At 42.4% G+C, this 18,522-nt stretch carries 18 protein-coding genes; 4 read left to right on the forward strand and 14 right to left on the reverse strand.

Features of this window, described 5'->3' with window-relative positions; genetic code table 11:
• Nucleotides 1-2 precede the first annotated feature (2 nt).
• Together htpX and O3793_RS02290 are read right to left on the reverse strand one after the other, a co-directional pair.
• Nucleotides 3-896 carry a zinc metalloprotease HtpX gene (gene htpX, locus O3793_RS02285; RefSeq protein WP_371445305.1) on the reverse strand — a complete coding sequence of 298 codons (894 nt, stop codon included), beginning with the start codon at nt 894-896 and terminating at the stop codon, nt 3-5.
• Between the two features lie 33 nt (nt 897-929).
• Nucleotides 930-1,490, reverse strand: a complete 561-nt coding sequence (locus O3793_RS02290) for a LemA family protein (RefSeq protein ID WP_048711349.1) — start codon at nt 1,488-1,490, stop codon at nt 930-932.
• Nucleotides 1,491-1,635: 145 nt separating this feature from the next.
• Between O3793_RS02290 and O3793_RS02295 the strand changes: the two genes are divergently transcribed.
• Entirely contained in the window at nt 1,636-2,340 is a 705-nt protein-coding gene (locus O3793_RS02295) for an SMI1/KNR4 family protein (RefSeq protein ID WP_371445307.1), read from the forward strand.
• A 356-nt stretch (nt 2,341-2,696) separates the two neighbouring features.
• Here the strand turns inward: O3793_RS02295 and groL are convergent, their stop codons facing one another.
• Nucleotides 2,697-4,316 (reverse strand): chaperonin GroEL, encoded by a 1,620-nt coding sequence (groL, locus tag O3793_RS02300; RefSeq protein WP_048781726.1) that lies wholly within the window; start codon nt 4,314-4,316, stop codon nt 2,697-2,699.
• 14 nt (nt 4,317-4,330) lie between these two features.
• Nucleotides 4,331-4,600, reverse strand: a complete 270-nt coding sequence (gene groES / locus O3793_RS02305; protein WP_371445309.1) for a co-chaperone GroES — start codon at nt 4,598-4,600, stop codon at nt 4,331-4,333.
• A gap of 151 nt (nt 4,601-4,751) precedes the next feature.
• On the opposite strand from groES, the gene O3793_RS02310 reads away from it, so the two are divergent.
• The gene (locus O3793_RS02310; protein WP_048713683.1) at nt 4,752-5,015 is read left to right on the forward strand and encodes a hypothetical protein; all 264 of its coding nucleotides are present in this window, start codon (nt 4,752-4,754) and stop codon (nt 5,013-5,015) included.
• Between the two features lie 76 nt (nt 5,016-5,091).
• Here the strand turns inward: O3793_RS02310 and O3793_RS02315 are convergent, their stop codons facing one another.
• Nucleotides 5,092-5,739 (reverse strand): redox-sensing transcriptional repressor Rex, encoded by a 648-nt coding sequence (locus O3793_RS02315; protein WP_048712903.1) that lies wholly within the window; start codon nt 5,737-5,739, stop codon nt 5,092-5,094.
• Between the two features lie 242 nt (nt 5,740-5,981).
• Here O3793_RS02315 and O3793_RS02320 point away from each other — a divergent pair, with 242 nt between their 5' ends.
• Nucleotides 5,982-7,931, forward strand: coding sequence for an ABC-F family ATP-binding cassette domain-containing protein (locus O3793_RS02320; RefSeq protein ID WP_371445311.1), 1,950 nt, complete (start codon nt 5,982-5,984; stop codon nt 7,929-7,931).
• 92 nt (nt 7,932-8,023) lie between these two features.
• Here the strand turns inward: O3793_RS02320 and O3793_RS02325 are convergent, their stop codons facing one another.
• The 5 genes from O3793_RS02325 to uvrB form a co-directional block, all read right to left on the reverse strand.
• Nucleotides 8,024-9,769 (reverse strand): ABC transporter ATP-binding protein, encoded by a 1,746-nt coding sequence (locus tag O3793_RS02325; protein WP_371445312.1) that lies wholly within the window; start codon nt 9,767-9,769, stop codon nt 8,024-8,026.
• Entirely contained in the window at nt 9,766-11,514 is a 1,749-nt protein-coding gene (locus O3793_RS02330; RefSeq protein WP_371445313.1) for an ABC transporter ATP-binding protein, read from the reverse strand. Before O3793_RS02330 ends, O3793_RS02325 begins: the two co-directional genes overlap by 4 nt.
• A 476-nt stretch (nt 11,515-11,990) precedes the next feature.
• Nucleotides 11,991-12,983, reverse strand: a complete 993-nt coding sequence (locus O3793_RS02335; RefSeq protein ID WP_371445315.1) for an aspartate-semialdehyde dehydrogenase — start codon at nt 12,981-12,983, stop codon at nt 11,991-11,993.
• 38 nt (nt 12,984-13,021) lie between these two features.
• The gene (locus O3793_RS02340) at nt 13,022-13,666 is read right to left on the reverse strand and encodes an MmcQ/YjbR family DNA-binding protein (RefSeq protein WP_371445317.1); all 645 of its coding nucleotides are present in this window, start codon (nt 13,664-13,666) and stop codon (nt 13,022-13,024) included.
• 12 nt (nt 13,667-13,678) lie between these two features.
• Entirely contained in the window at nt 13,679-15,661 is a 1,983-nt protein-coding gene (gene uvrB, locus O3793_RS02345) for an excinuclease ABC subunit UvrB (RefSeq protein WP_371445318.1), read from the reverse strand.
• Nucleotides 15,662-15,834: 173 nt separating this feature from the next.
• Here uvrB and rpsT point away from each other — a divergent pair, with 173 nt between their 5' ends.
• Nucleotides 15,835-16,089, forward strand: a complete 255-nt coding sequence (gene rpsT, locus O3793_RS02350; RefSeq protein ID WP_048709754.1) for a 30S ribosomal protein S20 — start codon at nt 15,835-15,837, stop codon at nt 16,087-16,089.
• Nucleotides 16,090-16,568: 479 nt separating this feature from the next.
• Here rpsT and O3793_RS02355 read toward each other — a convergent pair whose 3' ends face one another.
• From O3793_RS02355 to holA, 4 genes are all read right to left on the reverse strand, one after another.
• Complete coding sequence (locus tag O3793_RS02355; RefSeq protein WP_371445320.1) at nt 16,569-16,844, reverse strand: hypothetical protein; 276 nt, start codon at nt 16,842-16,844, stop codon at nt 16,569-16,571.
• A 10-nt stretch (nt 16,845-16,854) separates the two neighbouring features.
• Nucleotides 16,855-17,130, reverse strand: a complete 276-nt coding sequence (locus O3793_RS02360) for a type II toxin-antitoxin system RelE/ParE family toxin (RefSeq protein ID WP_048783441.1) — start codon at nt 17,128-17,130, stop codon at nt 16,855-16,857.
• Nucleotides 17,130-17,348, reverse strand: coding sequence for a type II toxin-antitoxin system RelB family antitoxin (relB, locus tag O3793_RS02365; RefSeq protein WP_048783442.1), 219 nt, complete (start codon nt 17,346-17,348; stop codon nt 17,130-17,132). The genes O3793_RS02360 and relB overlap by 1 nt, the downstream gene beginning before the upstream one ends.
• A gap of 142 nt (nt 17,349-17,490) precedes the next feature.
• The gene (holA, locus tag O3793_RS02370) at nt 17,491-18,522 is read right to left on the reverse strand and encodes a DNA polymerase III subunit delta (protein ID WP_371445321.1); all 1,032 of its coding nucleotides are present in this window, start codon (nt 18,520-18,522) and stop codon (nt 17,491-17,493) included.

Here is an 18,522-nt window from a genome sequence, read left to right on the forward strand (position 1 = left end):
TTCTACATTTTTTCTAATCGTTTAATACGATTTTCCGTTGATGGGTGTGTTGAGAAGAGTGAATCTCCTTCTTCCCCAAACGGATTTGAGATATATAACGCCGCACTCTTCTTGTCGGCTTCCGTCATTGGCGGGGCTTCTGAAATCTTCGTCAGTGCAGAAATAAGTCCATATGGATTTCGTGTGAATTCCACTGCAGACGCATCTGCTAAGTACTCACGGTTTCGTGACAAGGCCAATTGTAGAATCGTCGACATAAATGGTCCAAGAATCATCGCGATTAAACCGATGACCATGAAAATGGCATTTGCGCCACCACCGTTGTCATCATCATCTCGGTCTCTACTACCGCCACCCCAGAACATCATGCGACTTCCGAATTGGACGAGCATGGCAATCACGGCACCAAGCGCAATCGCAATTGTTTGAAGGCGAACGTCATAGTTACGAATGTGTCCAAACTCGTGGGCAATAACCCCTTCAAGCTCTTCACGATTCAAACGTTCTAAAAGCCCTGTTGTGACCGCCACGGCTGCTTTTTCTGGAGAACTTCCTGTCGCAAACGCGTTTGGAGATTCGTCCTCGATAATAAAGATACGTGGCATTGGTACTTTTGCGATTATGGCCATATCGCTCACGATATTCCAAATCATCGGTGCTTGATTTTTATCTGTAATTTCTCTGGCATGGTTTAATTGCATCACTACATTAGTCGCATTTGCAATCATCATCATTGAATATAGGCCACCTGCAACAAGGGCAATAATGACCCCAGCAGCCGCATTCCCTATGGCGTAATATCCAATTCCGATACCCACTGCAACGAAGAGCGCCATGTACAACACAATAACGACAAGCGTTTTGCGTTTGTTGGAAGCAATTTGTTGATATAACATCCTAGCACTCCCTCCCTACTAATGAACTGTCAATTAGAATTTCACTTCAGGAACTTTACGAGCTTCAACTGGAGTTTCTAACATTTCTTCTTTAGTGAATCCACCAAAACCAGCAATAATATTTGTTGGAATTGATTGAATAGAGATGTTATATCTCGCAACACTTGAATTGTATAATTGACGAGCGTAAGAGATTTTGTTCTCTGTGTTTGTCAATTCTTCTTGTAAGTTTAAGAAGCTGTCGTTCGCTTTTAAATCAGGATAACTTTCAGCTAAAGCGAAAATAGTTTTTAAAGCACCTGATAATTGGTTAGATGCTTCCATTTTTTCTTGTGGTGAAACATCGCTACCCATGTTTGCAATTTGGTTTCTCATCGCAATTACTTGAGTTAATGTTTCTTGTTCGTGTTTTGCGTAACCTTTTACTGTTTCAACAAGGTTTGGAACTAAGTCATTACGACGTTGTAATTGAACATCGATTTGCGCCCAAGCTTCTTGAACCCAGTTTTTTTGTTGTACAAGTCCGTTGTATGCAAACATTGCCCATAGAACAATTACTGCTAAGACTCCTAATACAATCCATACTACTGTCATTTTGTGACACTCTCCTTTAGATTTAATACCCTCATTGTACCATATTTTCCTAAATGTGTGTAAAATAGTAGGCAAAGATAAAGTAGCAAATCGTAAATTTTTCTGCATCCATCCTAAGACGGATTTTGCAGTAGAAAGGAGCCCCATGATTCAGCAACAGTTATTCTCGCCCATTCCACAGACGATAGAGAATTTTTCTCGTTTTCCATTGCCACAAAGCTACGTGGATTTTCTTTTGGAAAATGGTGCCGGATTCTTCACGAACACTAAGATTACAACGGTTGAACCAACGCGCTTTGGCCTCGACTACGCCCTCTGTAATGGACTGAGCGGATACTCAGAAGGCCCGTATTTCCCAAGCATTCTGGATGCTGCATGGTCTCCAGAAGTGACAGGGTTGCCCGAGTACTTTGTAGTCTTTTTCCAAGACGGACCTATCTACTACGCCTTCGATTATCAAGACGGTATTGAACAGGAACCCAGCATCCGTCTGATTGACGTTGAAATGGATCAGTGGCTCGAAGTGGCAAACTCCTTTGACGATTTCCTCTCTCGGCTGGAGGCAACTACCGAAGACATCACGTATGATATGAGGGATTGGGTTTCCATCCATACCTTACTGCAACAAATCGGACAGGAAAACCCTGATACACTGGAGGGACTTCTTGAAATCTTGCAAGACACCCACCCACAACTCTTCTTGCAGCAAACAGCCTATGCCTTAGAGCATACAGAGTCCGACGCCGTTCGTTCGCTATATAAAGAACGCTTCGCCTTTATCGAAGACTTCCTCATCGCAGAATTCTCTTCTTATCCAGAATACGCGCACTGCAAATCCCTATTATCATAACCACAAAAATAAGACCAGCATATCTGTTGGTCTTATTTTTTTTCTCTATCCATCCTCTTTTTATAAGTATCACCAAAAAAGTGTTCAAAACGGAGAACACGAAGGATTTTATAGTAGCAGTAATGGGGAATCGTATTAAATGCGAATTAATGGGCGTAGGAATTTATTCCGTACGACCATTTTGAGGCTTTAAAGTCGAGAGACTACAGGCTCGAGACGGTACCCCATTACAGCTATTATAAACAAATCCTTCAGTGTTCGAAGTTTTGAACTTCGTTCACTTTTGTCGAGAAGCACCTTGCGGTGTTTTTATCCAAAAAGAAAAAGAGGGGTGAAAAACTTTCACCCCTCTTTGATTACATCATACCCATGCCCGGATCCATCCCTGGCATTGGTGGTGCTACTGGAGCTGGTTTGTCAGCTACAACAGCTTCTGTTGTTAATAATAATGCTGAAACAGATGCAGCATTTTGTAATGCAGAACGTGTTACTTTTGTTGGGTCCACGATACCTGCTTCAATCATGTTTACCCATTCATCTGTAGCGGCATTGTATCCAATTCCTTTTTCTTCAGATTTCAAACGAGCAACAATGACTGAACCTTCAAGACCTGCATTTTCTGCGATTTGACGTAATGGTTCTTCTAATGAACGAGATACGATTTTCGCACCTGTAGCTAAGTCGCCTTCTAATTCAAGAGCGTCTACCACTTTTTGAACGTTCACAAGAGCTGTTCCCCCACCTGAAACGATTCCTTCTTCAACCGCTGCGCGAGTTGCGTTTAAGGCGTCTTCAATGCGAAGTTTTTTCTCTTTCAATTCTGTTTCAGTAGCGGCACCGACTTTAATCACGGCAACCCCACCTGATAATTTAGCAAGACGTTCATGTAATTTTTCACGGTCGAAATCACTTGTTGTATCTTGTGCTTGTGCGCGAATTAAAGCAACACGGTTCGCGATTAATTCTTTAGAACCTGCACCTTCAACGATTGTAGTGCTGTCTTTAGAAACCACTACTTTACCAGCAGTCCCTAATTGAGCTAATGTAGCGTCTTTTAATTCTAAACCAAGGTCTTCTGTAATGACTTGAGCACCAGTTAAGACCGCGATATCTTCTAACATCGCTTTACGACGGTCACCAAATCCTGGAGCTTTTACAGCTACCACGTTAAATGTTCCGCGTAATTTGTTTAATACTAATGTTGGTAAAGCTTCGCCATCCACATCATCCGCGATGATTAATAACGCACGTCCTTGTTGAACGATTTGTTCTAACAACGGAATGATTTCTTGGATGTTTGACACTTTCTTATCTGTGATTAAGATAAATGGATTGTCTAAAGTCGCAATCATCTTGTCGTTATCCGTTACCATGTATTGTGATAAGTAACCACGGTCAAATTGCATACCTTCTACAACATCTAATTCTGTTTCAATCCCTTTAGATTCTTCGATTGTAATAACGCCGTCGTTACCCACTTTTTCCATAGCTTCAGCGATTAATTCACCGACTTCCGCTGAACCTGAAGAAATTGCCGCAACTTGTGCGATGGCTTCTTTTGATTCTACTGGACGAGAAATGCGGTGTAATTCTTCAACCGCTGCTTTTGTCGCAAGTTCAATCCCGCGACGAATGCCTACTGGGTTAGCTCCAGCCGTTACGTTTTTCAACCCTTCACGAACGATGGCTTGTGTTAACACTGTCGCTGTAGTTGTACCGTCACCGGCAATATCGTTTGTTTTTGAAGCCACTTCAGCAACGAGTTTTGCACCCATATTTTCGAAGTGATCTTCTAATTCGATTTCTTTGGCAATCGTTACCCCATCATTTGTAATCAGTGGAGAACCGAATGCTTTTTCTAATACAACATTACGTCCTTTTGGCCCTAATGTTACTTTTACTGTGTTCGCTAAAACGTCCACACCACGTAGCATGGCGCTTCTTGCATCTTCTGCAAATTTAATATCTTTTACCATAGTTGTATCCCCCTTTATTCAACAATTGCGATAATGTCTTTTTCTTTCACGATGATATATTCTTGACCATCTAATTTAACTTCTGTTCCTGAATATTTCTCGAATACTACTTTATCGCCAACCGCCACTTGACGGTCTTCTGCAGCAGTGAATTTGCTTGTTGCGATGACTTTTGCAAATTGTAATTTTTCTTGAGCAGTTGTTGGTAGGAATAATCCTCCAGCAGTTTTTTCTTCTTGCTCTACCATTTGAATAACAACTCTATCTTTTAAAGGCTTTAACATATGAAATCCTCCTTCATCTTTTTTAGCACTCAAAAACACTGAGTGCTAACTCATAGTTTTATGATACTCATTTGGTCAGGAAAAATCAAGAATAAATACTTGCTTATTTGTCTGGAATTTTGTAAGATTTTGACAGGAAAGGATGATTGCGATGACACGAAAAAGTTTCTTCAGAAAACTATATTTTGAAATCATATTAGCCGTCTTCTTTATCTTTCTAGCAACGACGCATTATCCTGGAAATGGATTTGACTTTATCACATTATTCTGCTGTCTATTCGCAACGACAAGCATCGTAACAAGTATCAACATGCTTCGCACCTACAACGAGTTGAAAAAACTCGCCAACCTCATCGAGAATCTGCCCGATGACGAGGATTCACTAGACGATAAAGAACCAAAAGAAAAGCACTAATCACTCCGCAAATCGGATTGGATTAGTGCTTATTTTTTTACAAAAAAGGCACCCTATTCGGATGCCTTTCAATAGATTATTTTTGGTTGTCCAAGAAATAAATAAGTGTTTGAAGTTCGTTTGTTAAGTCCACGTTTTGAACTCGAACGTTTTCTGGTACGTCTAATCGGATTGGTGTGAAGTTCAAGATTCCGCGAACATTTGCTTCTACTAAGCGGTCTGCTGTTTCTTGAGCTACATCTTGAGGCACTGTTAAGATGGCCACTTGGATTTGTTGAACTTTCAATTGTTCTACCATTTCATCCATGCTGTAAACTGGCACACCTGTTTGGATTGTTCCAACGATGTCTTCGTTTACGTCGAACGCTGCGCTAATACGCACGTTGTTGCTTTGGTGGAAGTTGTAGTTTAAGAGCGCTTGTCCTAATTTACCGACCCCTACTAAAGCGACGTTTGTTAGGCGATCTTGGTTTAAAGTATGGCTGAAGAATTCTAATAAGTATTCTACATCATATCCATATCCACGTTTTCCTAAAGCTCCGAAATATGAAAAGTCACGACGTATTGTTGCGCTATCGACTTTTACAGCTTCACTTAATTCAGTTGATGAGATGCGACGTTTTCCTGCGTCATGCAAGAAACGTAAGTAACGATGATAAATGGCCAAACGTTTCGCAGTTGCGCGTGGCACTTCGATTTCTTTTAATTCGTTTAAATCTTTCATGAATAAGACTCCCTTTTTCTTTTTTATCCATGCGTATTCTATCACAACGACATTTCATTTCACAAACAGTTTGCTTGTACCTCACGAACATTAATGAATTTCGCTTATATACAGCAAGCCTTGTGCTTTTTTCTTCACAACCTCCCCATTGTGAATGTGAATGCAAAGAAGAACGCGTATCAATATTGTTCCCCCTCTTTTTTATGCTAAAATAAACTGATACCACATTGAAAGGACCCGTCATGATTTTATTACAAGGACAAGGACTCGCGCGTACGTTTGCGGATGAAGTCCTATTTGAAAATATTACGATTCATATTCAAGAAAATTCACGCATTGCCATCGTTGGGCGAAATGGTACTGGAAAATCTACGCTATTAAAAATGTTGGCTGGAATCGAAGAACCTTCTCTTGGTGCTGTGTCAAAGAAGAAAGACCTTTCGATTGGCTACTTAGATCAATACGCTGCCATCCAGTCTTCCCGCACTGTTTGGGAAGAAATGGTGCATCTCTTCGAAGATGTGGAAACCTTGAAGAAACAAGCGCAAAAAGCAGCTGAACAACTTGGTGACCCAGACCTTCTAAGTGACCCCGTGGCGTACGAACTCGCCTTAAAACGATACGACCAGCTACAAGAAGAATTGAACCAAAAGAATGCGTATGGTTACGAGTCTGAAATTCGCACCGTGCTTCATGGATTCCGTTTCTATCCAGAAGACTACGACCAACCGATACAAGCACTCTCTGGAGGTCAACGCACTCGTTTGGCACTAGCTCGTATTTTATTAGAAAAGCACGACCTACTCATCTTAGACGAACCGACCAACCACTTGGATATTGAAACATTGACGTGGCTTGAAGACTACTTACGCTCTTCAAGTAGCGCGCTTGTCATCGTATCCCACGACCAATACTTCTTGGACCGTGTGTGTAACGAAGTCTATGAAATCAGTCATAAGGCCTGCGAATATTACAAAGGAAACTACTCGCACTACTTAGAAGAACGCGAGCAACGCTATTTACTCAAACAAAAAGCCTACGAGAAGCAGCAACAAGAGATTCACGACTTGGAAGAATTCATCCAGAAAAACTTAGTGCGCGCATCAACTACAAAACGTGCGCAATCACGCCGTAAGAAGCTCGAGAAAATGGAACGCTTAGAGAAACCAAAAGGCGATCAGCGCTCTGCTCGTTTTGAATTTACCGTGGAACGCGAATCCGGAAACCAAGTGCTGCAAGTCACTGATGCTTATATCGGCTACGACCACGAAGCCTTGAGCGGTCCGATTTCCTTCCAGCTTCGCAAGCGTGAAGCTATCGCGATTGTGGGGCCTAACGGTATTGGAAAATCTACCCTCTTGAAGTCGATTACGGGTGAATTGCCTCTAATCGAAGGCTCAATCGACTTAGGCACTGGCGTTCAAGTTGGTTACTTTGACCAAAACTTGGCCGGCCTCTCATCGAATCAAACAGTTCTAGAAGAACTTTGGTCTCGTCACTCTACGATGCCTGAAAAAGACGTCCGTTCGATTCTTGGCAGCTTCCTTTTCTCAGGAAACGATGTCGAGAAAACAACCGCTCAACTCAGCGGGGGTGAAAAGGCCCGTTTGGCGCTTTGCAAACTGTCTCTGGAGCATGATAATTTCCTACTGCTCGACGAACCAACGAACCACTTGGACATCGACAGTAAAGAAGTCCTCGAAGATGCCCTTATCGACTACGACGGCACGATTTGCTTCGTTTCGCATGACCGTTTCTTTATCAATAAGGTCGCAACGGCCATCCTAGAAATCGAAGAAACTGGAAGCACATTGTATTTAGGCGACTATGACTACTATCTCGAGAAAAAACAAGAGAAAGAAGAACTCGCCGCATTGCAAGAAGCCAAGAGTGTCGAAGCAACAACAGCTGAGCCGATGACAGAAGCCAAAGCCAGCTACCATGCCTCTAAAGAAGAGCAACGTCAAATTCGTACACTCACTCGTCGCATCGAGCAACTAGAAGCGGAGATGCACGATATCGAAACGGCGCTCGAACAAGTGCATGAGGCGATGACACTGGAAGAAAACTATTCTGATCCAGATAAATCCGCTGCCCTCTCAACCGAAGAAGGCGCCCTTCTTGAACGCCAAGAAACGCTCCTCGCTGAATGGGAAGAAGCGTCTCTAGCTCTAGAAGAATTCAAGCAATAATCTTTTGAAATTATCATATATGATAATTTTGCACTTTCAGCAATTCAAAAAAGCGTAGACTCTTTTTATAGAGCCTACGCTTCTTTTTATTGTTAATGTTGCCACTGACTTTGATAGAGATTGTAGTAAAATCCACGTTGTTCCATCAAGCTGGCATGATTTCCTTTTTCAATGACATGTCCGTCTTTTAAGACAAGAATCACATCCGCGGTACGAATCGTCGACAAGCGGTGTGCCACAATAAAGCTCGTGCGTCCTTCCATCAGATGTTGGAAGGCTTCTTGAATCTTCAACTCGGTACGCGTATCGATGGAAGAAGTCGCTTCATCGAGAATCAGCATATTCGGTTGTCCCATCATCACACGCGCGATGCAGAGCAATTGTTTTTGTCCTTGCGAGAAGTCCCCACCGTCATCTGAAATCACCGTATCATATCCTTGTGGCAGACGACTTACAAATCCATGAATATGGCAGAGTTTTGCGATGCGAATCATCTCTTCTTCGCTAATCGTTGGATTTCCCATCGTGATATTTTCACGGACAGTTCCCGTTTGAAGCCATGTTTCTTGAAGCACCATTCCGAATCCATTTCGTAGGCTTTGACGCGTGATATCTTCAATCGAAAGCCCGTCGATGGCTAATTTCCCACTATTAATATCGTAGAAACGCATCAATAAGTTAATCAATGTCGTCTTCCCACTTCCGGTTGGACCGACAATCGCCACACGTTGCCCTGGTTTGACATCCAGCGAGAAGTCTTCAATAAGCGGTTGGTCTTTCACATAAGAGAAATCCACATGGCTAAATTCCACAGCCCCGTCAAAGTTTTCAGGAGACACAGCACCTGCACGCTCTGGACTCTCAGAAGGTTGTTCCAACAGTTCAAACACGCGATTCGCACAGGCAATCGCATTTTGTAACTCCGTAATGACTCCTGAGATTTCATTGAATGGTTTCGTATATTGGTTCGCGTAACTTAAGAAGGACGACAGTTGTCCCACCGTCACGCCACCACTCATCACGAAGAACGCCCCGAACACGCCCACACTTGTGTAGACGATGCTATTGACAAAGCGCGTTGCCGGATTCGTGATGCTCGAGAAGAAAATAGCCTTGAGCGATACATCCGTTAACTTCTTATTAATCACCGCAAAGTCCTCAATGACTTTTTCTTGTTGCTGGAAGGCCGTAACCACTCGTGTTCCCTCAATCATCTCATTCATATAGGCGGTTTGGTCGCCACGAATTTCCGATTGTTGTTTAAAGAAATGATAGGATTTCTTCGCAACAAAGCTGGCCATCACGAAGGATACTGGCGTCACCACGACTACTACGAGCGTCAATGTCATATTCACGCTCAGCATAAAGACTAAGGTTCCTAGAATGGTCATCACACCCGTGAATAACTGTGTGAATCCCATCAATAATCCATCCGCAAATTGATCTGCATCCGCAATGATACGACTCTCGATTTCTCCGGCTGGATGAATATCTAAATAACTGAGTGGTAATGTCTCGATTTTTTCAAGCGCGTCTCTACGAAGGTCACGAACCACAGAGTACGTCATCTTGTTATTGCTGAGGTTCATTAACCACTGCGCGATGGCTGCCACTGCCGTAAAGAGGGCAATCTGCCAAAGGATGGCAAATAGTCCTTCATAGAACACTTGGCCCGTGTCCAGCATTTGGTCCACAGCTTCCCCGACTAATTTTGGAATCATTAATGTTCCGAATACATTCACACTCGCCATAAGGATGGACGCTACGAAATAAATCCGGTAGCGACGGATGTAGCGGAGAACTTTACGGATGGTTTCCCATTGAGTTTTCTGTCTCATGCTTCATCCTCCTTTGGAAATTGTGAGTAGTAAATTTCTTGATAAATCTCATTGTTGGCTAAGAGCTCTTCATGCGTTCCTTTGCCGACAAGATTTCCTTCATCGAGTACCAGAATTAAGTCTGCATACTGCACTGAAGCCGCCCGTTGCGACACGATAAAGGTCGTCGGACGTGGTGTTTGGTTCTTAATCGCCTCACGCAATTTCGCATCGGTCGCAAAGTCTAATGCCGAAGCACTATCATCTAGAATTAAAATTGGGGCTTGTTTAGCAATCGCACGTGCAATCGTCATCCGTTGTTTTTGCCCACCGGATAAATTACGGCCATTTTGTTCGATACTATAATCAAGTCCGCCTTCTTTCGTTTGTACAAACTCGCTGGCTTGAGCGACACCGAGTGCATGTTCTACCACTTCAGTAGAAGCAGATGCATTTCCAAAACGAACATTATCAGCAATCGTTCCACGGAAGAGTTGCGCCTTTTGCAAGACCATTCCGACCGCTCCACGAAGCGATGCAAAACGGTAGCGACGAACGTCTGCCCCGAACACCTCTACAGTCCCTTGGGTCGCATCATAGAAACGAGGAATCATATTGACAAGAGACGATTTCCCGCTACCCGTCCCACCGATAACGCCGATGGTCTGTCCTTTCAGCGCGGTAAATGAGATATGGTTCAACGCTGCGTTTTGGTCTCCCTGATACGTCAACGTCACGTCTTTAAACGCCACCGCCACTTCTCCTTCAGGATGAACCTCTTCAGTTCCTTCGACCATATCCGCTTCAATCGATAGAATGTTATCAACACGCTCTGCACTCGCTACTGATTTTGTCATCAATACGACAAGGTTCGCAAACTTCACAAGTTCCACTAGAATTTGTGACATGTAGTTTGTTAAAGCGATGACTTCCCCTTTCGTTAAGGTTCCTGTATCCACTTTAATCGCTCCACCATAAAGAATGACGATGAGGGCCACATTCACAATTACAAACGTAATAGGGTTCATAGCGCCTGAGAGACCACTCACCTTTTGTTGCGCTTGATTCAACGTTTCAGTATCTTCTCTAAAGGTATGAATTTCTTTTTCTTCAAGGTTAAATGCACGAATCACACGCACACCGAGCAAGTTTTCATGCACGAGACGCATAATGCGATCTAATTTCCCTTGCACACGGCGATACATCGGAATCGTCCAGTAAATAATACCGAATACTACGATAGCTAAAATCGGCACCGTAATAACAAACGTCCATGCCATTTCTACATTCACGACAAACGCCATCACAATCGCTCCCCCGACAATAAACGGCGAACGAAGCAATAGACGAAGCGCGATATTTAACCCGCTTTGCACAAGATTGATATCACTTGTTAAACGCGTGAGTAAAGTGTCATTTCCTAGCGCATCGAGTTGCGAGAAGCTAAAGTATTGAATTTTTGAAAAGAGCGCCTGTCTCACGTCGGCCGTAAATCCAGTCGCCGCCTTTGCCGCAAAATACTGAGCGGTAATCGATACGACCACGCCTAAAATTCCTAGTCCAATAAGAATCGCTCCTTGTTGGAGAATCAGCGCAGTATCTTTATTACTGATTCCTTTATCGATAATGACCGCCATGATGAGCGGAACAAACAATTCTAGAATCGCTTCGAATAATTTGAATAAAGGTGCCAATATCGTTTCTTTCAGATACGGCTTTAAATAAGGTTTTAACTTGTTCACACGCGTATTTCCTTTTACATCCATAGTACTTTTATTGTATCACATTTTATCCTCTTCAAAAGCGGAAAAACATGCTTCCTGCTTTTGATTTTTCAGAGTGTAACAATTATGTTACGTAACAAAAATGTTACACTCACTTTTTTACTTTCTAAAGTTGTATCATTTATGATACATCACGTTTTTCCATCCTCAACGAATCCTTTTTTATACCTACAGTGGGGTGCAGCGGAGTAAATAATCATTAGAAGACTGGGCCTTATTAGAAAGTTGATTACGAAAAATCTTACGGATTCTATAATAGCCATAACGTGGGATGGCATTAAATGCGAAAAAGGGAGCGTAGGAATTTTATTCCGTACGCTCCCTTTGAGGCTTTAAAGGTGAGAGACCTAGGCTCGAACCGGTGCAACGTTATAGCTATTATGAAGATATCCGTAAGGATTTGGAGTAATCAACATTGTTCACTATACTGTCACCCAGGTGCCCAGTCTTCTATTTAATTATCTACGTAAATTGTGCGCTTCAATATACTCCGCAATTTGGATCGCGTTGCTTGCTGCACCCTTACGAATATTGTCACCCACACACCAGATGTGGAAGCTGTTAGGTTGAGAGATGTCGCGACGAATACGTCCTACATACACTTCATCATGCCCAGTTGCTTGTAATGGTGTTGGATACACATTTTCCTCAGGTTTATCTAATACGATTACGCCTGGTGCTTTTTCTAAAATCGCACGAATTTCTTCAGGAGTTGTATCTTTTTCGAAAGTCACATTGATTTCTACAGAGTGTGAGTTGAATACAGGCACACGCACACAAGTAGCTGTGATGGCTACATCGTCTGACAATCCTAGAATCTTGCGAGTTTCTTGAATCATTTTCATTTCTTCTTTTGTATAGCCATTTTCTAAAAATACATCGATATGTGGCAATACGTTATTGTAAATTGGATGTGGGTAGTTTGTTGGAGCTTCCCCTTTTTCCCCGTTTCTTAAATCGTTAATCCCTGCTTGTCCAGAACCTGAAACAGCTTGGTAAGTTGTATAGGCCACACGTTTTAATCCAAATGCATCATGCAATGGACGTAATGGCACAACCGATTGGATTGTTGAGCAGTTTGGATTAGCGATAATCTTACGCTCTAATGTTGGTGCGTTACATTCTGGTACGACTAAATCAATCTCTGGATCCATTCTCCATGCGCTTGAGTTGTCGATAACAATCACGCCGTCACGTTCTGCGATTGGCGCAAATTTCAATGAAGTGCCGCCCCCTGCTGAGAAGATGGCGTAGTCAATATCAAGCTTGAAGGAGTCTTCCGTTAATTCTTCGACTACATAATCTTTTCCTCTAAACTGTAGTACTTTCCCTGCTGAACGCGCTGAAGCAAGTAGATATAAGTGGTCTACTTGTAAGTTACTTTCTTCTAAACGTTCAATCATTTTTGTTCCAACGACACCTGTCGCTCCTACAATTGCAATATTTACCATAAAAAAATCTCCTTTTTGCTAAAACGCTATGTTGAAAATTATAGCGAATCTCTCGTTGAAAGTAAAGAATTGTCTTTCTTTGCAACACATTTGTAGCTGGTATAGATACACTCTTTAATGAGTGCGTCATCTGTGCACACATTCAGCGCAATCGAAATCCAATGCTTCTTATTCATATGATAGGCTTCATAAATCCCGTCAGTCGATAGGAGTCGTTCCTTGTCTTCCGGATGAATCTTCACGTTCAAAATAAGGGCGTCAGCCTTTGAAGTCACTCCTAGTTTTTGAAGCGGCACTTCCATCATGAGCCCATACCATTTGCCTTTATCTTCGACCATAAAGCCCATCGCCTCCGTCTTCTCAAACGGATTACCATGATACGGGACGATATTTTCGGTCATCCACTTCGTCCACTTCTGGCGTGCTTCTTTGATACTCGATTGCTCAGGATGCATCCATTGGAACGCTAGCTCACTTGCCTCTTCGCGCAAGGCTTGAGCGATACTGCTACTCGTTGTTGGTATATCGAATAAGGTGTAGCGCTCGTTAACCTCATCGATCGCTACGATTTCTAAGCCTTGTTTTTGGCTAGCACTCACCACCTGAAAGTGAAATCCTTCCATTTGGCTTGGAAAGATTTTCCCTTCCAGTTCTGGTAAGTCCTTTGTTAATTTCCATTTCATAAATCTGACCTCTTATAAGCGATACTCCGCACGTAATTCGAGAATCACGTCGCGTAAATCGGCTGCTTTCTCGAAATCGAGGTCCTTGGCTGCCGCACGCATATCCAACTCGAGTAACTCAAGCGCTTCTCGGCGTTGTTCTTGCGTCATCTTCTTGAAGTCTTTTGCTGTCGTTGGTGCATCTTCTTTTTCGACCTCGTGCGTAATCGCAATTAAATCACGGATATTCTTCACGATAGTCTTCGGAACAATGCCATGTTCTTTATTGTATGCCTCTTGGATGGCACGACGACGATTCGTTTCATCAATCGCTTTTTGCATCGAATCCGTAATCTTATCGGCATACATAATCACACGACCGTTCGCATTACGCGCCGCACGTCCAATCGTTTGAACAAGAGAACGTTCACTACGAAGGAAACCTTCCTTATCCGCATCGAGAATTGCCACAAGGGACACTTCTGGCACGTCTAACCCTTCACGAAGCAAGTTGATTCCGACCAACACGTCGAATTCCCCGAGTCGTAAGTTACGGATGATTTCCGTACGTTCCAATGTCTTAATGTCACTATGCAAATACTTCACCTTAATGCCCACTTCTTCTAAATAGTCGGTCAAGTCCTCGGACATCTTCTTCGTTAATGTCGTAATAAAGACACGCTCATTGCGTTCTACACGTAAGTTGATTTCACTAATCAAGTCATCAATCTGTCCTTTAATTGGACGAACTTCCACTGGTGGATCGAGCAGGCCGGTTGGGCGAATGATTTGCTCGGTAACTGTTGGCGTATGCGATAACTCGTAAGGCCCCGGTGTTGCCGAAATATAAATGATTTGTGGCACGCGTTCCTCGAACTCTTCAAAGCGCAATGGACGGTTATCTAAAGCACTTGGTAAGCGGAAGCCGTATTGAATCAACTGCTCCTTACGAGCACGGTCCCCGTTATACATTCCACGAATTTGTGACATCGTAATATGCGACTCATCGACCACGAAGAGCGAATCTTTCGGGAAGAAGTCTAATAAAGTATACGGTGGTTGTCCTGGACGTCGGCCATCCATATGACGGGAGTAGTTCTCAATCCCGTTACAGTAGCCCATCTCTAGTAGCATTTCGATATCGTAGTTGGTCCGTTGTTCTAAGCGTTGTGCTTCAAGTAACTGATGGTTGTCTCGTAATTCTTTTAGTCGTTCCGCAAGCTCTTCTTTAATCGTAGCCACGGCCCGTGAAATTTGGTCTTCATTGGCCACAAAGTGCGTTGCTGGGAAGATCGGAACGTGTTCCACGGTTGCTTTAATTTCACCCGTCAACACATCAACTTCTTTAATCGCTTCGATTTCATCTCCGAAGAATTCAATACGAAAGGCTGTCGCATCATTTCCTGGTAGGAAGATTTCAACGACGTCCCCACGAACACGGAATGTTCCACGGCGGAAATCATAGTCGTTACGCTCGAACTGCATTTCTACCAATCGACGCAATAAGTCATCACGTTCGATTTCCATGCCTTCACGAAGCGACAATACATGGTCGCGGTAATCTTCCGGGTTTACTAAACCATACATCGAAGACACGGACGCCACTACAATCACATCGCGACGTTCTAGAAGAGCGCTTGTGGCCGAGTGTCGTAATTTATCAATCTCATCGTTGACGCTCGATTCCTTCTCGATATACGTATCGCTGGCAGGAACGTACGCTTCTGGTTGATAGTAGTCATAATACGACACAAAATATTCGACCGCATTGTCCGGGAAGAATTCTTTCAACTCTCCGTACAACTGGCCGGCTAATGTTTTATTATGCGCTAATACGAGCGTTGGTTTATTGACTTCTTGAATCACATTTGCAATCGTGAACGTCTTCCCTGTTCCGGTTGCCCCAAGTAAGGTCTGTTCTTTGACCCCATTATTAATGCCATCGACGAGTTCTTGGATGGCTTGAGGTTGGTCTCCATTTGGTGCGTAAGGAGCCACTAATTTAAATTGATCCATGACTTCACCTCTTTCTTTTCTAGTATACCATCATTACGGGAGTTTTACCGTTTGTCCGTCTTGTTCTTTCACAATACCTTGCTTGCAATTCAAGTAGGACTTTTGTATAATAGTTCGTGTTGGAAACAACTGATCAGTAATTATACATGTTAAATGAAAGAGGGGTGAACCCATTGCCAAATATCGCATCACAAATCAAACGTGTTCGTACTAACAAAAAGTCAACACTTGCTAACAACGCTCAAACTTCTGCTATGCGTACAGCTATCAAAAAATTTGACGCTGCTGTAGCTGAAGGTGCTGAAAATGCTGAAGAATTATTACGTGCTGCTCACAAAGCAATCGACGGAGCTGCTTCTAAAGGATTAATCCACAAAAACAAAGCTTCTCGTGATAAATCACGTCTTGCTGCAAAATTAAGCAAATAATAATTAGCCTGAGAATTGATCTCGGGCTCTTTTTTTATGCTCAAAAATAAGAACGCCTTACGGGTAATGAATGAAAAGAATAGAACACACCCTTCGAACTCCTCTGGATTTTTTCATCGTTATCATAATCATTGCACCGACTTGAGCCGAAGTCTCAAGTCTAGCAAGCTTCAAACTGAGGGTAAGAGATAAACCCCTAACCCTCAGTAATTCACATTGCTTGCTGAAACACGATTATGATTACGATGAAATCCAGTGAGTTCTTCGTTTGTGTTCTACTCTAACGCGCTATCCGTAAGGCGTAAATTATTAAAGATAAAAAAAGAAGCCCAATCAATTCGAAGGCGGAGGGGAAAAGAAAGGGTGGCCGGGTGAGGTAAAGGTGCCAAAAATATTCCCCGAATAATGTAAAGGGTCCGAAATAAAAAAAGAGTGCCCGAGGAAGGTGTTTAGTCTCCTGCTTGGGCACTCTGTTATTGTTAAATGATAATGTCGTCGACAAATTGTTTGGCTTCTGACAAGCTCATTCCTGTTACGTTACGTAATTTTTGAATGGCTTTAATCGGTTGGCCATTGCGTTTCAATTCGCGTAAGTATTCTTCTAATTCTTCTGGGATGTACGCTTCTTCTACTGGTGTACTTTCTTGTGTTGATAGTGTTTGTTCCACCGCTCCGCCTGCATTTGGTTTTGTGCGGAACATCAGAGCAACTACCGCTACTAAAACAACAGCGATAATAACGATTAGTAATTCCATTTGGTTTCTCCTATTTCATAAATTTGTAAACACTGCTTCTATGAGCAAATTCAAATGCTATAATTTTTAATTGGTCATCCTCGATTTCTACAATTAATCTATAATCTCCAATTCTATATCTCCAATATTTTGACAAAGTTCCACGCAGAGGTTTCCCCTTACTTCTAGGCTCTTCACAGTCCATCAAATTTTTTTCAATCCATTTTTTTAAGATCACTTTGGTTCCATTATCTAATTTTTTAATTTTCTTTTTGAGACGTTCATCATAAGAAAGTGTGTACCTCATTATAAGTCTCCCCAGAATTCCTCATGGTCAACTAATATAACTTCTCCATTTGCTTTAGCACTTTCGTACTCTTTTACAGCTTGTAAATCATATTCTTCTTCAATTTTTTCAGTTAATGCTTTCTTTAATAGGGTCGTTAATCCTTCTCCGGTAAAGTCTGCATAATTTTTAAAAAGGCGTTCTTCTTCTTTATTTAAACGTAATGAAATTGTACTCATTTTAACCCCTCCTTAATTGTATATACATTGTACCACATATTTTTATTAATTCAACTCAAATTTTAATTAAAATTAGATAATTATTTACAAACAACTGAACGCCGAAATCTTTAATAAGATATCGACGTTTCAAACAGACTAATTATAACGTTCTTTGGCCGCAAAATTGGAGGATGAACCATTCCAATTGCATTTCTTTGATTCCGACACTGGTCTTCAATGCGTACTCGGTTTCGACTAATTGCTGGAAGGCTGCTTCCAATAATGGTGTTCCGTAGCGGCGGCATTGGTTCAGCGCGAGTTTGACGCGATACGGGTGCACCGCGAGTGTCTTTTGAATTTCGGGTTCTTGGTAGCCGGCTTTTTTCAAATACGACACTTGAAGCAATAGGCGGAATTGGCCTAATAGAATTGCGTTCATTTTGATTGGGTCTTCTTTTTGCAATAACATATCATGATAAATTTGAAGGGCACGTTTGCTGTCTTTGTTCAGGATGGCTTCTCCAAAATCAAAGATGCTTTGTTCCAAAGTTTTAGCCACTAACGCCTCGACCGTTTCAAGTCGAATGGAATACGTTCCAATTTCGGCAACCATTAATTTATCAAGCTCTTTCATACAAGTGGTAAGCGAGTATTGTGTCTTGAGGAGTAAAGTGTTTAACGCCTCTTCTTGAATGCCATATTGTTGCGAACGTAAATAGTCCTTGATGTATTGTCTCACATCGCGTTCTGAGAGTTCGCTTGCATCGAGAAGAACGGCAACCTTCTTCAACTGTTTCACGATTTTCTTACGTTGGTCCAACTTTTCATATGGCGCAAAGAAAACCATCACCGAACTATCCATCGGATTTTCTAAATACGCTTGTAGGCGGTCCAACTGATGGTCGATGGATTTTTTCTCCTTCTCCCCTGTTAAAAACGTTGGATTATCAATCATAACTAATCTGCGGTCTCCAAAAAATGGCACAGATTCGGCATCTTGAACCGCGGTTTGAACGGACACTTCATCCATATTGAATCGTCCCACGTTCAAATCTTGATCTTCAGGAGCGACAATGGTGTCCAAAAACACTTTACGCGCAAGCTCTTGTAAGTATGGTTCTTTCCCTTGAACGAGATAAACCAGACTGACTTGCCCTTTTTTAATTCGATTGAGCTGTTTCTCAAATTCCAT

The organism is Granulicatella sp. 20925_1_28 (assembly GCF_041433575.1).
Classification (GTDB): domain Bacteria; phylum Bacillota; class Bacilli; order Lactobacillales; family Aerococcaceae; genus Granulicatella.